This is a genomic window from Paraburkholderia sp. SSBN10T (genome assembly GCF_056619545.1).
This window is the reverse complement of the sequence record NZ_JBWQQI010000030.1, coordinates 1-13,803: the sequence shown is the minus strand read 5'-3', so window position 1 is coordinate 13,803 and position 13,803 is coordinate 1. Positions and strand designations below refer to the sequence as shown.

Sequence of the window (13,803 nt, the reverse complement as noted above, 5' to 3'; positions counted from 1 at the left end):
TACAGAATTTAGTGCTTGAATTGCTGGGTGAAGCGAACCAGGTCGTCGACCTTCGCCCGCGCCTTGCCGCTCGCGATCGCTTCGCGCGCCAGTTCGATGCCCTCGGCGATCGAAGCTGCGACGTTGGCGGAATAGAGCGCCGTGCCCGCGTTCAGCGTGACGATTTCGCGCGCCACGCCCGGCTTGTTGTCGAGCGCTTCGAGCAGCATCAGCTTGGATTCGGCGGCGTCGGCCACTTTCAGCGTGCGGTTCGACACCATCTGCATGCCGAAATCTTCAGGATGGATCTCGTACTCGCGCACCTCGCCGTCGCGCAATTCGCCGACCAAAGTCGCCGCGCCGAGCGAGACCTCGTCCATGCCGTCCATGCCGTACACCACCAGCACATGCTTGGCGCCGAGGCGCTGCATTACGCGCACCTGGATGCCGACGAGGTCCGCGTGGAATACGCCCATCAACTGGTTCGGCGCGCCGGCCGGATTGGTCAGCGGCCCGAGAATGTTGAAAATGGTCCGCACGCCGAGTTCACGGCGCACCGGCGCGATGTTCTTCATCGCCGGATGGTGGTTCGGCGCGAACATGAAGCCCATGCCGGTCTCGGCAATCGAGGCGGCCACCTGTTCCGGCTGCAGGTCGATATTGACGCCGAGCGCTTCGAGCACGTCCGCGCTGCCCGACTTGCTCGAGACGCCGCGGTTGCCGTGCTTGGCCACCCTCGCGCCGGCGGCCGCCGCGACGAACATGGTCGCCGTCGAGATATTGAAGGTGTGCGAACCATCGCCGCCGGTGCCGACGATATCGACAAAGTTCGAGTTGTCCTGCACATCAACGTGCCGGGCGAACTCGCGCATCACCGTGGCGGCCGCGGTGATCTCGCCGATGGTCTCTTTTTTGACGCGCAGTCCTGTAATGATCGCGGCTGCCATCACCGGCGAAAGTTCGCCGCGCATGATGAGGCGCATCAGGTGCAGCATCTCGTCGTGGAAAATTTCGCGGTGCTCGATCGTGCGTTGCAGCGCTTCCTGGGGGGTAATCGTCATGATTTCGCCTTGGATGATCAAGCGTTGCGGCGCGCTGACGCGAGCTTCGACTGCTTCACGAAATTCTCGAGCAGGGCATGACCGTGTTCGGAGAGGATCGATTCCGGATGGAACTGCACGCCTTCGACAGCCAGTTCCTTGTGACGCACGCCCATGATCTCGCCGTCGTCGGTCCACGCGGACACTTCGAGGCAATCGGGCAGCGATTCGCGCTCGATGGCGAGCGAGTGGTAACGCGTCACGACGAAGTGCTTCGGCAGATCGGCGAAGACGCCTTTGCAGTCGGTTTCGATGGTGCTCACCTTGCCGTGCATGATGGTCTGCGCGCGCACGACGCGGCCGCCGAACGCCTCGCCGATGGCCTGATGACCGAGGCATACGCCGAGAATCGGCGTTTTACCGGAGAACTCGCGCAGCACGTCGAGCGTGATGCCGGCGTGTTGCGGGTTGCTCGGTCCGGGCGACAGACAGATCCGCTCCGGGTTCAGCTTGGCGATTTCGTCGAGCGTGATTTCGTCGTTGCGATAGGTCCGTACGTCTTCGCCGAGTTCGCCGAAGTACTGCACCAGGTTGTAGGTGAATGAGTCGTAGTTGTCGATCATCAGCAGCATGGTCTGTCTCCGGTCAGAAGTCGCTATCGAGGCCGTCTTGCACCTGCTCGGCGGCGCGCAGCACCGCGCGCGCCTTGTTTTCGGTCTCTTGCCATTCGGATTCGGGCACCGAATCCGCGACGACACCCGCGGCCGCCTGCACATACAGATTGCCATTGCTGATCACGCCGGTGCGGATCGTGATGGCCAGATCCATTTCGCCGGTGAACGACAGGTAGCCGACTGCGCCGCCATACAGCCCGCGCTTGACCGGTTCGAGTTCGTCGATCAGTTCCATGGCTCGCACCTTCGGCGCACCCGAGAGCGTGCCGGCCGGGAAGGTGGCGCGCAGCACGTCGAAATTGGTCGTGCCGGGTTTCAGCTTGCCTTCGACAGAACTCACGATGTGCTGCACGTGCGAGTACTTCTCGATCACCATCTTGTCGGTGACGTTCACTGTGCCGATCTGCGCGATACGGCCCACGTCGTTGCGCGCGAGGTCGATCAACATCACGTGCTCGGCGATTTCCTTCGGATCGTTCAGCAGTTCGGTGGCGAGTTCGGCGTCGCGCTCCGGCGTGTTGCCGCGCGGACGGGTGCCGGCGAGCGGACGGATCGTGACGATACGGTCTTCGCCGCGCTTTTCCTGACGCACCAGGATTTCCGGCGACGCACCGACCACGTGGAAGTCGCCGAAGTTGTAGTAATACATATAGGGCGACGGGTTCAGCGAACGCAGCGCGCGGTACAGCGAGAGGGGATTGTCGCGATACGGTTTCGTCAGACGTTGGCCGACCTGGACCTGCATCAGCTCGCCGGCGGCGATGTATTCCTTGGCCTTGCGCACGGCGGCGAGGTAATCGTCTTTGGCGAATTCGCGGTAGGTCTCGGTGCGCACGCTGGCGGAAGTCACCGGCGGTTGAACGGTCGTGCGCAGGCGCTGTCGCAGGTCGCGCAGACGCTGCTTGGCGCGGGTGTAGGCCTCGGGTGTGGTCGGGTCTGCGTAGATCACCAGATACAGCTTGCCGGCGAGATTATCGATTACCGCAACCTCTTCGGTCAGCAACAACTGGATATCGGGCAGATTCAGATCGTCAGGCGGCGCGCTGTGTGCGAGCTTTTTCTCGATGTAGCGCACCGCGTCATAGCCGAAGTAACCGGCCAGACCGCCCGCAAAACGCGGCAGTCCGGGGCGTTGCGCAACCTTGAAACGGCCTTGGAACTGTTGAATGAATTCGAGCGGATCGCCTTCGTGCGTTTCGACGACCTTGCCGTCCCGCACCACTTCCGACACGCCGTTGCGGGTCCGCAGCAGGGTGCGCGCCGGCAGGCCAATGAACGAATAGCGGCCGAACCGTTCGCCGCCCACTACCGATTCCAGCAGGAACGAGTTGGCGCCGTTGCGCTCGGGCTGCGCGAGCTTCAGATACAGCGAGAGCGGCGTTTCGAGGTCGGCGAGCGCTTCAGCGATCAGCGGGATGCGATTGTAGCCCTCGTTCGCGAGGGACTGGAATTCGAGTTCGGTCATGTTCCGATCCTGTTCATAGGTCCGTGCGCGGCTTGCGACGGACAAAGCGGGGCGATGCGCTGCCTGCGTGGCCGGTTAGGCGAGGCTTGGTCGTCTTAAAGACAAGGTTAGGCCAACCGGCGCGAGCTTTCCCACGAAGCATGCAAGAGGTCCGGACGTGCCACGGTACTCAAGGTACACGACGGCCGCATGAACCGATGCGACGAAAACTGCTGGGAAAGGCGCGTGAGCGCAGCGAAGCAAAAAACGGTGCCGAAGACGAGCTTCAGCGTACCTCAGGAGAGGTTAGCGCGACCAGCGACGCCAGGGCCAGGCTCCCCGGTCGATGCTGCTCAGACTCCGTTTTTTGTTCAGAAACATGAGGATGAAGGACTTGTCAGGTCGATGTATGGTGTACTGCGTTGTGCGCTGCGATAGCCTTGGCGGCATCGAACAGCGAGGCAACTATACCATCCGATTTTATTGTTTGTATAGCCTGGCCATGGTTGTAGCCGTAGGGCACGGTGAGCGTCGCCATGCCCGCGGCGCGGCCAGCCAGCGCGTCGTTTTCCGAATCGCCGATCGCCACCGCGGCCTCGGGAGCGACCTGCAACTGCGCGCAGGCGGTCAGCATCGGCAGCGGATCGGGCTTCTTTTTCGCCAGGCTGTCGCCGCCGAGCACCACGCTGAAATAGCCGCGCAACCCGTATTGCTCGAGCAGTTCCACGGCGAAGCGGTACGGCTTGTTCGTGACGCACGCGAGTTTGAGGCCGGCGTCGCGCATGGCGCTCAGGCCGGCCTCGACGTCGGGGTACAGCCGTGTATGGCGGCCGTTGATCCTGGCGTACTCTTCCTGGTAGATGGCGAGTGCCTCGTCGAAGCGGTCCTGGGCGTGGCTGGCCTCAAAGCGGGGCGCCAGCACGCTGCGGATCAGATGCTCCGAGCCCTTGCCGACATAGCCCACCACTTCCTCGCGCGACGTTTCCGCCGCATCGAGCTGGGCGAGCATGCCGTTCAGGCCGGCCGTGAAGTCGTCCGCGGTGTCGATCATCGTGCCGTCGAGGTCGATGAGCGCCGCCAGTAGGCGCGGGCCGGTGAAGACCGGCGCGGGAAAGGACGAGGGTGACGCGGTGCTTGCCGTCATGCGCGTTGCTCGACTTTGGCGAGTTCGGCGCGCATCTGATCGATCACCGTCTTGTAGTCATGGTGGCCGAAGATTGCCGAGCCGGCCACAAAGGTATCCGCACCCGCCGCCGCGATCTCGGCGATGTTGTCGATCTTCACGCCGCCGTCCACTTCCAGATGGATCTCGCGGCCGGTTTTTTCGGTGTACGCGTCGATCCGCCTGCGTGCTTCGCGCAGTTTGTTGAGCGCTTCGGGAATGAACGACTGGCCGCCGAAACCCGGATTCACCGACATGATCAGCACCAGATCGACCTTGTCCATGACGTGATCCAGATAGTTCAGCGAGGTGGCCGGATTGAACACGAGGCCGGCTTTGCAACCGTGGTCGCGGATCAACGACAGGGTGCGGTCGATATGGTCCGAGCCTTCAGGGTGAAAGCTGATCACATTGGCGCCGGCTTTGGCGAAGTCGGGCACGATGCGGTCCACGGGGCGTACCATCAGATGCACGTCGATCGGCACCTCGACATGCGGGCGGAGCGCTTCGCACACCATCGGGCCGATGGTCAGGTTCGGCACGTAATGATTGTCCATCACGTCGAAGTGAATCCAGTCGGCGCCGGCGGCGACGACGTTACGGACTTCTTCGCCAAGCCGCGAGAAGTCGGCCGACAAAATGCTGGGGGAAATGCGGAATTGCGTCATGGCAGGGGCAGACGGTAGGCGAAAAATCCCATTTTACCGTCTTGCGGGCCGCGGAGCCTTGTCCGGATGGGATAGCCCGGTTGCGGGCATGCCGCGCATGAAGCAGAATGCGGAACCATAATAGAGGCTTGACCGGCGTGCCTGAGAGCATGGGCGCCCGGGCCTCTCGTAGTGATTGTCTAGATCGTTTCACCAGACCGGAATCAGGATGAGCCAGTACGAATTCAGCGTAGCGGCGCAGGTCCAGTACCTGCCCGACGAGTCGGACCCGGAGCGTCGGCAGTATGCGTTCGCCTACACGCTGACCATCCGCAACAGCGGTCAGGTGCCGGCACAACTGATTTCACGCCATTGGGTGATTACCGATAGCGAAAAGCACGAGCAGGAAGTGAAGGGGCTGGGTGTGGTCGGCCACCAGCCGCTGCTCAAACCGGGCGAGCAATTCGAATATACGAGTTGGGCCGTGATTGCGACGCCTGTCGGCACCATGCGCGGGGAGTATTTCTGCGTCGCGGAAGACGGTGAGCGGTTCGAAGCGCCGGTGCCCGAGTTCGTGCTGCGCATGCCGCGTACGCTGCATTGAACCGGCGACGCTGCACGCGGTCTTTAGACTGCTTTAGCGTTGTTTGTCGCGGTTTGCTTTCTTCTTGCCGGACGACGTCCAGACAACGATGAAAACCAGCAGGAACAGCGCGACTAGCGATTCCAGCGCGAAGATGAGCATCGGGTATTCGTCGAACAGATCAGACATGGCGGTTTCCATCAAGAACGAACATTGTATGCGTTTTGTCCGCACGGCCGCCGGCTGGCTGGGGGCGCTTTCGGTTGCCGTGATGCTGGCTTCGTGCGGCGGCGGTGTGGTGCGGCCTTCCGGGCCGCCGACGGGCGCCGCGATCATCCCCGGGCAGATCGCCGCGGCGCGGCTGACGGCGGTGGCGTGGCAGCAGGTGCCGGGCTGGCAGGACGATTCGCTGATCGGGGCAACGGCCGCGCTGCGGCAAAATTGCCTGCGGCTTGCTCGTCAGCCGAACTGGCAGCGCGCCTGTGCCGCGGCGGCGCAGATCGACGATCTGGATCTGACGAGCGCCCGTGCTTTCTTTGAAGCCTATTTCACGCCGTATCAATTCGCGAATACCGACGGGACGCTCGACGGCCTCGTGACCGGCTATTACGAGCCGTTGCTGCGCGGCTCGCGCACGCGCCATGGCGTTTATCAAACCGCGCTGTATCGCTGGCCGGCGGGCTATCGCCCCGGCGGAGAGTTGCCGAGCCGCGCGCAGCTCGAGCGCTCGGGCGTGCTCAATGGCAACGAACTGGTTTGGGTCGACGATCCGATCGAGGCGTTTTTCCTGCAGGTGCAAGGCTCGGGGCGCGTTGTGATGGAAGACGGCAGCGTCATGCGGCTCGGCTTTGGCGGCACGAACAATCAACCGTACAAGTCGATTGGCCGCTGGCTGCTCGATCGCGGTGAACTGACGCCGGCTCAGGCGACCATGCAGGGGATCAAGGCGTGGGCTCGCGCGAATCCGGCGCGCGTCGATGGCTTGCTGGATACCAATCCGCGCTTCGTGTTTTTCCGCGAGATGCCGTCCGCGGAGAGCATTCCGAGCGGTGGGTCGGATGGCCCAATCGGCGCGTTGGGTGTGCCATTGACGCCGGAACGTTCGATCGCGGTCGATCCGTCGTCGATTCCGCTGGGCACACCGGTGTTTTTGCAGACCACCCGTCCGCTGACCAATTCGCCGATGAACCGCCTGGTGTTCGCGCAGGATACCGGGTCGGCGATCAAGGGCGGTGTGCGGGCGGACTACTTCTGGGGTCTGGGTGACGACGCCGGCGATCTGGCCGGCAAGATGAAGCAGGCCGGACGGATGTGGTTGCTGTTGCCTAACTCGTGACTGGGCGGCGGTGGGATGGGGCGCGCCTGCACCGCCCGGCAGACCTGAAAGCGGGCGCTTGAGCCAGAGCGGGCTCAAGCGGTTACTGCCCAGCTACCACCATCAGCGCCACTGTTACCGGCACCGCCGCCGGCGTTCTCAGGCGCTTGCCTTACGCTTGTCCACCACACGCCGCGCCTTCCCCACCGAGCGCTCAATACCGTTCACCGCCAGCACGTTCACCACTGCGCTGATGCCGATCAGCGCCTTGATGTCGTACGCCAGCGCATGCTTTGCTGCGGCGAGCGCGGTCGTGTCGGGTGCCGTCTCGGGGCAGGGTTCGACGTTCAGCGTCAGCACATCGAGCGGGCCTTCTTTCGTCAGCACGATCTGGTAGTGCGGCGCGAGTGCGTGCTGCTTGAGCAGCAGTTCCTCGATCTGCGTCGGGAAGACGTTCACGCCGCGCACGATCATCATGTCGTCAGAGCGGCCGGTGATTTTCTCCATTCGGCGCATCGTGCGTGCGGTGCCGGGCAACAAGCGCGTGAGATCGCGCGTGCGGTAACGGATGATCGGCAGCGCTTCTTTGGTCAACGAGGTGAACACCAGTTCGCCCAGTTCGCCGTCCGGCAGTACCTCGCCGGTTTCCGGATCGATGATCTCCGGGTAAAAGTGATCTTCCCAGATGGTCGGGCCGTCTTTGGTCTCGACGCATTCCGACGCGACGCCAGGCCCCATGACTTCCGAAAGACCGTAGATGTCGACCGCATCGATGCCCATGCGCTTTTCGATCGCGCTGCGCATGTCGTTGGTCCACGGTTCGGCCCCGAAGATGCCGATCCGCAACGAACATTGCGCTGGGTCGATGCCTTGCCGTTCGAGCTCGTCAGCGATCGACAGCATGTAGCTCGGCGTCACCATGATGATGTCGGGGCGGAAATCCTGAATGAGCTGAACCTGCTTTTCCGTCTGGCCGCCGCCGAACGGGATCACGGTGAGCCCCGCGCGCTCCGCGCCGTAGTGGGCGCCGAGCCCTCCCGTGAACAGGCCATAGCCGTAGCTCACGTGAACCTTGTCGCCGCGCCGCGCACCGGCCGCGCGAATCGAGCGGGCGACGACGTTGGCCCAGGTGTCGATATCGCGCGCCGTGTAGCCGACCACGGTCGGCTTGCCGGTCGTACCCGAGGACGCATGAATCCGGGATACCTGTTCCTGTGGGACTGCGAACATCCCGAACGGGTAGTTGTCGCGCAGATCCTGCTTGCTCGTGAACGGGAAACGGGCCAGGTCCGCGAGCGTCTTTACCTCACCTGGATGGACGCCGGCCTCGTCGAACTTGCGCCGGTAAACCGGCGAATTCTCATAAGCGTGGGTGAGCGACCATTTCAGCCGTTCAAGCTGAAGTGCGGCGAGTTCGTCGCGGCTCGCCGTTTCGATCGGCTCGAGCGGGAGCGGGGTATTCATCGAATGTCTCCTTGCTTCTACAGAATAGGTGGCAGCGAGCGCCGGGGCACGGGGCCGGGTGCCGCGCTGCGGGTTCAGCTTGCTGTTGGAATGACACTGCCTCTTATTTGGGCAGATTTGCCGCGAAACATCGCCACGGTTTCCTCCGCGCGATTGGTGACACGAATATCGTAGATGCCGGTGCGGCCGCTCAGCGTTTGTTCGGCGGCTTCCGCTGTCAGTACGTCGCCGCCTTGTACCGGTCGAAGAAACTCGATCGAGCACCCCGATGCCACCGTGTTGATGTTGTAGCTATTGCAGGCGAAGGCGAAGCTGGAATCCGCCAGCGTGAAGATCAAGCCACCATGGCAGATCCGATGGCCGTTGAGGAAATCGGGGCGCACGGCCATGCGTACCCGGGCATAGCCGGGGCGGATCTCCAGCAATTCGATTCCTAGTGCGCGACTGCAGGCATCGGCTGCGTACATTGCTTCGGCGGTGGCGCGCGCCAACTCGTTTGCCGACAGCACGGCTTCGCTTTCCGGCCGGGGTGTGATGTCGGCAGTGGGTTCGGGGTGTGTGGACATCTCAGCGGCCCTCGAAACGCGGTGCGCGTTTTTCGATGAAGGCTTGCACACCTTCTGCGTAGTCGTGGGATGCGCCTAATTCGCGCTGCAGATCGCGCTCCAGGTCAAGCTGCTGATCGAGTGTTTGCGTAACGCCCGCGCGCATGGCCTGCTTGATTGCGGCGATGGCGCGCGTGGGTTGCTGGGCGAGCTGGGCAGCAAGTTTGGCCGACGCAGCGGCGAGCTCGGCGTCGTCGACTACCTGCCAGACGAGTCCCCAGTCTTCGGCTTTTTCCGCGCTGAGCTTGTCGCCAGTAAGGGCGAGGCCGAGCGCGCGGGCCATGCCGACGCGTTGCGGCAGGAACCATGTGCCGCCCGAATCCGGCACCAGGCCGATTTTCACGAATGCCTGAATGAAGCTGGCCGAGCGTGCCGCGAGGACGATGTCGCAGGCGAGCGCCAGATTGGCGCCTGCGCCCGCTGCCGTGCCGTTCACGGCGGCGATCACCGGCAGGGGCAACGCCTGCAGGCGGCGAATCAGCGGATTGAAGTACTGGTCGATCAATTCGCCGAGGTCGGTCATGGCGCCAGGCGTGAAGTCGAGGTCGGCAAGATCCTGGCCTGCGCAAAAGCCGCGGCCGGCGCCGGTCAGCACAAGGGCTCGCGCGCCTGCGGCGACGACCTCATCGAGCGCGGCGCTCAGTTCCCGGTGCATTGTGCGCGTGAAGCTGTTGAGCTTGTCGGGGCGGCTCAGAGTCAGGGTGGCGACGCGGCTCAAGGCGTCGAAATCGACGCGGATCGCTTCATATGTCATCGGTTGTCTCCTCCTGCTGGCAATTGAATAGCGTATGAGCGGAGTCCGGTTACGTCAGACCCGCTCGATGGCAAGTGCGATACCTTGACCGACGCCAATGCACATCGTGCACAGCGCGAACCGGCCGTTCACGCGTTCGAGCTGATAGAGCGCCGTGGTAATGAGCCGCGCTCCCGATGCGCCGAGCGGATGGCCGAGGGCGATTGCCCCACCGTTCGGGTTCACGCGCGGATCGTCATCGCGCAGGCCAAGTGTGCGCAGCACCGCCAGCCCTTGCGATGCGAAGGCTTCGTTCAGTTCGATAACGTCGAATTGTTCCAACGACATTCCGAGCTGCCTGAGCAGCTTTTGCGTGGCAGGCGCGGGGCCGATACCCATGATGCGCGGCGCTACGCCGGCCGTAGCCATGCCGATGACGCGTGCGCGGCGGCGCAGCCCGTATTGATCTGCCGCCGCCTGATTGGCAAGCAGCAGCGCGCACGCGCCGTCATTGACACCCGAGGCGTTGCCGGCGGTGACGCTGCCGTCGGGGCGCACCACGCCCTTGAGCTTGCCGAGCGCTTCCAGCGAGGTTTCACGCAGATGTTCATCGAGCGTGACTCGAACCGGATCGCCTTTCTTCTGGGCAATCTCGACCGCGACAATCTCTTGCGCCAGTGTTCCATCGCGTTGCGCTTGAGCCGCCTTTTGCTGGCTTCGCATCGCGAACGCGTCCTGGTCCGCGCGGCTCACACCGAATTCGACCGCGACGTTCTCGGCGGTTTCGGGCATCGAATCGACGCCGAAGTCCCGCTTCATCAGCGCGTTGACGAAGCGCCAGCCGATCGTCGTGTCATAAATGTCGGCCTGCCGCGAGAACGCGGTGCTTGCCTTGCCCATCACGAACGGCGCGCGGGTCATGCTCTCTACGCCACCTGCGATCATCAGGCGTGCTTCGCCTGCCTTGATGGCCCGTGCGGCTGTACCGACCGCGTCCATGCCTGAACCACACAGACGATTGATGGTGGCGCCTGGCGCGTCGGTGGGCAAACCGGCGAGCAGGGCAGCCATGCGCGCGACGTTGCGATTGTCTTCGCCGGCCTGGTTGGCGCAACCGTAGATCACGTCGTCGAGCGCGCGCCAGTCCACGTCAGGGTTGCGTTCGATCAGCGCCTTGATGGGCACCGCGCCCAGATCGTCGGGACGGACATCTTTCAGGGCGCCGCCGTAACGGCCGAAGGGGGTGCGAATCGCGTCGCAGATGAAGGCGTCGTTCATGCTGTATTCCTGCAGATGGCGGACCGGGCTGGAATGCCGGTCCGATGTCTCATGCTAGTGATGACAGGTCGAGTTTTCCATTCGGCCAGACGGCCTAAGCCGCATCGACCTTTTCCGTCTTATGACGTTTAGCCGACTACAACCGGCGCCGCTTTCGGTTCAACATGAACGCGACTTTGAATGACACGGAAACGGTTTGCCACGAATGCGGCATCCGCGAGCGCGGCGTTGGCGGCGGGGTTTGCTCCGGTGCCGTGGAAATCGGAGAACGCGGCTGACTGGTTGACGAACACGCCGCCCGTCAGATTGATGGACAGGGCTACGCCGCCCTGAAGCGAGGCTTCATGAGCGGCTTCGATCACGGCTTCGTCAGTGCTGTAGACCGATAGCGTCAGAGCGCCGTGCTCTGCAGCGAGCTTGCCTGCCAGTTCCAGAGACTGCGCCGTCGAATCGGTGGCGATGACGAACGAGATCGGGCCGAACCATTCCTTGGTGAAGTTCGCCGAGTCAGTAGCGGCGTCGAGTTGCAGCACGAGCGGGGTGCGCACCCGAGCGCCTGCAAAGGCCGGATGTTCGAGCGCCTGACTCTCGGCCAGCACTCGGCCTAGCTTGCTGGCTTCGTCGAGGCGCTGGACGACGCCTTCATTCTGGATGGCGCCGAGCAGTTCGACGGCGCGCGCTGGGTCGGCAACCAGTTTCTGCACGGCTCCCGCGATAGCCTGTGCGACTTCATCGAAGCTCAGCGGACCTTCTGCGGTGCGGATGCCATCGCGCGGCACGTAGATGTTTTGCGGCGCGGTACACATCTGGCCGGAATAGAGCGCCAGCGAGAAAGCAATGTTCCGCGCGACGGCCTTGATGTCGTCAGCCGAGTCGATCACGATCTGATTGACGCCCGCTTTCTCGGTGTATACCTGTGCCTGGTGTGCATGGCGCTCAAGCCAGGTACCGTTTTGCGTGCTGCCGGTGAAGTCGATCAGCTTGATCTCGGGGCGCAGCGCGAGATCCTGAACCAGGGCGCCGTCATTCGGGTTGGTGGCAAGCAGGGTTACGACGTTGGGATCGAAACCGGCCTCGCGCAGGACATCGCGCGCGATGCGTACGGTGATCGCCAGCGGCAGGATAGCGCCGGGGTGGGGCTTGACAATGACGGTGTTGCCCGTTGCCAGATCGGCGAACAGTCCCGGGTAGCCGTTCCACGTTGGGAAGGTGCAGCAGCCCAGCACTAATCCGGTGCCGCGCGGTACGACGGTATAGCGCTTGTGCATCGCGAGCGGCGGGTTCTTGCCTTGCGGTTTTTCCCAGTGCGCGTCGGCGGGGATGCGGCGCAACTGATCCCATGCGTACACGACTGCTTCGAGCGCGCGGTCCTGGGCGTGCGGACCACCTGCCTGGAACGCCATCATGAACGCCTGGCCGGTGGTGTGCATGACGCTGTAACCAATCTCGAAGCTCGCGCGGTTCACGCGAGCCAGAATTTCGAGGCTCACGCCAATCCACGCTTTCGGACCAGCGGCACGCCAGGAACGTTGTGCGTCCGTAGCCGCGGCAAGCAGCGCATTGGGGTCGGCCTTGGGATAGCGGATGTCGAGCGGAAAACCGAACGGCGAGATCTCCGCGCCGACAGTTTCGCCGGTGGTTGGCTGATCGAGTTCGAAGGTCCGATGCAGGTGCGCCTTGAATGCTGCTTCGCCATCGGCATTCGCTGTTTCCCCGTACACTTTGAGGCTGGGCATTTCGACGAACGGGCTCCAGTAGCCGCGCGTCTCGATGGCGGCGAGCGCCTTTTGCAGCATAGCTTCGTGCTTGGAAAATAGCGGATGTGTCATGGCGAAAGGTGAGCTGAAGGTTAGGAGAAACCTTGTCGAATAATTGACCGACCGACCGGTTGGTTGGTTGGTGAATGTTAGCATTATTAAGACTGCGGCGCGAAGCGTTTTCGCGCTACTCACTCTTCATACAAAGGAGGCTGCATGGCTTACGAAAATATTCTGGTCGAGACCCGTGGGCGGGTCGGTCTTATCACTTTGAATCGCCCCAAGGCGCTGAATGCGCTCAACGATGCGCTAATGGACGAGTTAGGCGCAGCGTTGCAGTCGTTCGACGCCGACGATGGGATCGGCGCGATCGTTGTCACGGGCAGTGAAAAGGCATTCGCCGCGGGTGCCGACATCGGCATGATGGCCACGTACACCTATATGGATGTGTACAAGGGCGACTACATCACGCGCAACTGGGAAACCGTGCGTTCGATCCGCAAGCCCATCATCGCGGCCGTTGCAGGCTTCGCGCTGGGCGGCGGCTGCGAGTTGGCGATGATGTGCGACATCATCTTTGCCGCAGATACGGCCAGGTTCGGCCAGCCTGAAATCAAGCTCGGCATCATGCCGGGTGCTGGCGGCACGCAACGGTTGCCGCGCGCGGTGTCGAAGGCGAAGGCGATGGATCTGTGTTTGACCGCGCGCTTCATGGACGCGGCCGAGGCGGAGCGTGCCGGACTTGTGTCTCGTGTGCTTCCCGCTGCGTCGTTACTGGAAGAAGCGGTGGCTGCTGCAGCCACGATCGCTGAGTTTCCGCTGCCGGCAGTGATGATGGTTAAGGAGTCGGTGAATCGGGCCTATGAAACGACTCTCGCAGAAGGGGTTCATTTCGAGCGCCGCCTGTTCCATTCCCTGTTCGCGACTGAGGATCAGAAAGAAGGGATGGCTGCGTTCGTCGAGAAGCGCAAACCGGTGTTCAAGCATCGCTAAATGGGACTCTCGAAATAACGCTTGCAAGGCGATGACGTGGCCGCTAGAATCCCGCTCTTTCGCGCTCCGGAAAGCGGGGCGCGGGGAGCGGGAGAGCCAGCAGTGGCAAGGCTTGCGGCGGCGCGGACA

General features: G+C 63.0%; 13 protein-coding genes. 3 read left to right on the top strand and 10 right to left on the bottom strand.

Going from position 1 to position 13,803, the window contains the following annotated elements:
- Positions 1-8: 8 nt before the first annotated feature.
- The 5 genes from trpD to rpe all read right to left on the bottom strand — a co-directional run bounded on the left by trpD (position 9) and on the right by rpe (position 4,967).
- Complete coding sequence (gene trpD / locus AC1ECK_RS32305; RefSeq protein WP_480326622.1) at positions 9-1,040, bottom strand: anthranilate phosphoribosyltransferase; 1,032 nt, start codon at positions 1,038-1,040, stop codon at positions 9-11.
- A gap of 17 nt (positions 1,041-1,057) precedes the next feature.
- A complete protein-coding gene (locus AC1ECK_RS32300; RefSeq protein ID WP_480326620.1) occupies positions 1,058-1,651 on the bottom strand; it encodes an aminodeoxychorismate/anthranilate synthase component II in 594 nt (197 codons plus the stop codon).
- Positions 1,652-1,664: 13 nt separating this feature from the next.
- Complete coding sequence (gene trpE / locus AC1ECK_RS32295) at positions 1,665-3,158, bottom strand: anthranilate synthase component I (RefSeq protein WP_480326618.1); 1,494 nt, start codon at positions 3,156-3,158, stop codon at positions 1,665-1,667.
- Positions 3,159-3,534: 376 nt separating this feature from the next.
- A complete protein-coding gene (locus AC1ECK_RS32290) occupies positions 3,535-4,281 on the bottom strand; it encodes a phosphoglycolate phosphatase (RefSeq protein ID WP_480326616.1) in 747 nt (248 codons plus the stop codon).
- Positions 4,278-4,967 carry a ribulose-phosphate 3-epimerase gene (gene rpe / locus AC1ECK_RS32285; protein ID WP_480326614.1) on the bottom strand — a complete coding sequence of 230 codons (690 nt, stop codon included), beginning with the start codon at positions 4,965-4,967 and terminating at the stop codon, positions 4,278-4,280. Before rpe ends, AC1ECK_RS32290 begins: the two co-directional genes overlap by 4 nt.
- 208 nt (positions 4,968-5,175) lie before the next feature.
- On the opposite strand from rpe, the gene apaG reads away from it, so the two are divergent.
- Positions 5,176-5,550 (top strand): Co2+/Mg2+ efflux protein ApaG, encoded by a 375-nt coding sequence (gene apaG / locus AC1ECK_RS32280; protein WP_480326612.1) that lies wholly within the window; start codon positions 5,176-5,178, stop codon positions 5,548-5,550.
- An 88-nt stretch (positions 5,551-5,638) separates the two neighbouring features.
- Positions 5,639-6,865 carry a murein transglycosylase A gene (gene mltA / locus AC1ECK_RS32275; protein ID WP_480326610.1) on the top strand — a complete coding sequence of 409 codons (1,227 nt, stop codon included), beginning with the start codon at positions 5,639-5,641 and terminating at the stop codon, positions 6,863-6,865.
- 138 nt (positions 6,866-7,003) lie between these two features.
- Here mltA and paaK read toward each other — a convergent pair whose 3' ends face one another.
- The 5 genes from paaK to paaN form a co-directional block, all read right to left on the bottom strand.
- Positions 7,004-8,308, bottom strand: coding sequence for a phenylacetate--CoA ligase PaaK (paaK, locus tag AC1ECK_RS32270; RefSeq protein ID WP_480326608.1), 1,305 nt, complete (start codon positions 8,306-8,308; stop codon positions 7,004-7,006).
- A 74-nt stretch (positions 8,309-8,382) separates the two neighbouring features.
- A complete protein-coding gene (gene paaI, locus AC1ECK_RS32265; protein WP_480326606.1) occupies positions 8,383-8,874 on the bottom strand; it encodes a hydroxyphenylacetyl-CoA thioesterase PaaI in 492 nt (163 codons plus the stop codon).
- A 1-nt stretch (position 8,875) separates the two neighbouring features.
- Positions 8,876-9,667 carry a 2-(1,2-epoxy-1,2-dihydrophenyl)acetyl-CoA isomerase PaaG gene (gene paaG / locus AC1ECK_RS32260; RefSeq protein ID WP_480326604.1) on the bottom strand — a complete coding sequence of 264 codons (792 nt, stop codon included), beginning with the start codon at positions 9,665-9,667 and terminating at the stop codon, positions 8,876-8,878.
- A 54-nt stretch (positions 9,668-9,721) separates the two neighbouring features.
- On the bottom strand, positions 9,722-10,924 hold the full coding sequence (gene pcaF, locus AC1ECK_RS32255) for a 3-oxoadipyl-CoA thiolase (RefSeq protein WP_480326602.1): 1,203 nt from the start codon (positions 10,922-10,924) through the stop codon (positions 9,722-9,724).
- A gap of 128 nt (positions 10,925-11,052) precedes the next feature.
- Positions 11,053-12,753: a phenylacetic acid degradation protein PaaN gene (gene paaN / locus AC1ECK_RS32250; RefSeq protein ID WP_480326600.1), complete on the bottom strand. Its 1,701-nt coding sequence runs from the start codon at positions 12,751-12,753 to the stop codon at positions 11,053-11,055.
- A gap of 144 nt (positions 12,754-12,897) precedes the next feature.
- On the opposite strand from paaN, the gene AC1ECK_RS32245 reads away from it, so the two are divergent.
- Complete coding sequence (locus AC1ECK_RS32245; RefSeq protein WP_480326598.1) at positions 12,898-13,674, top strand: enoyl-CoA hydratase; 777 nt, start codon at positions 12,898-12,900, stop codon at positions 13,672-13,674.
- Positions 13,675-13,803: the final 129 nt, after the last annotated feature.

Excerpts from the sequence above, each read along its gene's own strand:
- trpD (WP_480326622.1), bottom strand. The coding sequence starts at position 1,040 with ATGACGATTACCCCCCAGGAAGCGCTGCAACGCACGATCGAGCACCGC.
- AC1ECK_RS32300 (WP_480326620.1), bottom strand. The coding sequence starts at position 1,651 with ATGCTGCTGATGATCGACAACTACGACTCATTCACCTACAACCTGGTG.
- trpE (WP_480326618.1), bottom strand. The coding sequence starts at position 3,158 with ATGACCGAACTCGAATTCCAGTCCCTCGCGAACGAGGGCTACAATCGC.
- AC1ECK_RS32290 (WP_480326616.1), bottom strand. The coding sequence starts at position 4,281 with ATGACGGCAAGCACCGCGTCACCCTCGTCCTTTCCCGCGCCGGTCTTC.
- rpe (WP_480326614.1), bottom strand. The coding sequence starts at position 4,967 with ATGACGCAATTCCGCATTTCCCCCAGCATTTTGTCGGCCGACTTCTCG.
- apaG (WP_480326612.1), top strand. The coding sequence starts at position 5,176 with ATGAGCCAGTACGAATTCAGCGTAGCGGCGCAGGTCCAGTACCTGCCC.
- mltA (WP_480326610.1), top strand. The coding sequence starts at position 5,639 with ATGAAAACCAGCAGGAACAGCGCGACTAGCGATTCCAGCGCGAAGATG.
- paaK (WP_480326608.1), bottom strand. The coding sequence starts at position 8,308 with ATGAATACCCCGCTCCCGCTCGAGCCGATCGAAACGGCGAGCCGCGAC.
- paaI (WP_480326606.1), bottom strand. The coding sequence starts at position 8,874 with ATGTCCACACACCCCGAACCCACTGCCGACATCACACCCCGGCCGGAA.
- paaG (WP_480326604.1), bottom strand. The coding sequence starts at position 9,667 with ATGACATATGAAGCGATCCGCGTCGATTTCGACGCCTTGAGCCGCGTC.
- pcaF (WP_480326602.1), bottom strand. The coding sequence starts at position 10,924 with ATGAACGACGCCTTCATCTGCGACGCGATTCGCACCCCCTTCGGCCGT.
- paaN (WP_480326600.1), bottom strand. The coding sequence starts at position 12,753 with ATGACACATCCGCTATTTTCCAAGCACGAAGCTATGCTGCAAAAGGCG.
- AC1ECK_RS32245 (WP_480326598.1), top strand. The coding sequence starts at position 12,898 with ATGGCTTACGAAAATATTCTGGTCGAGACCCGTGGGCGGGTCGGTCTT.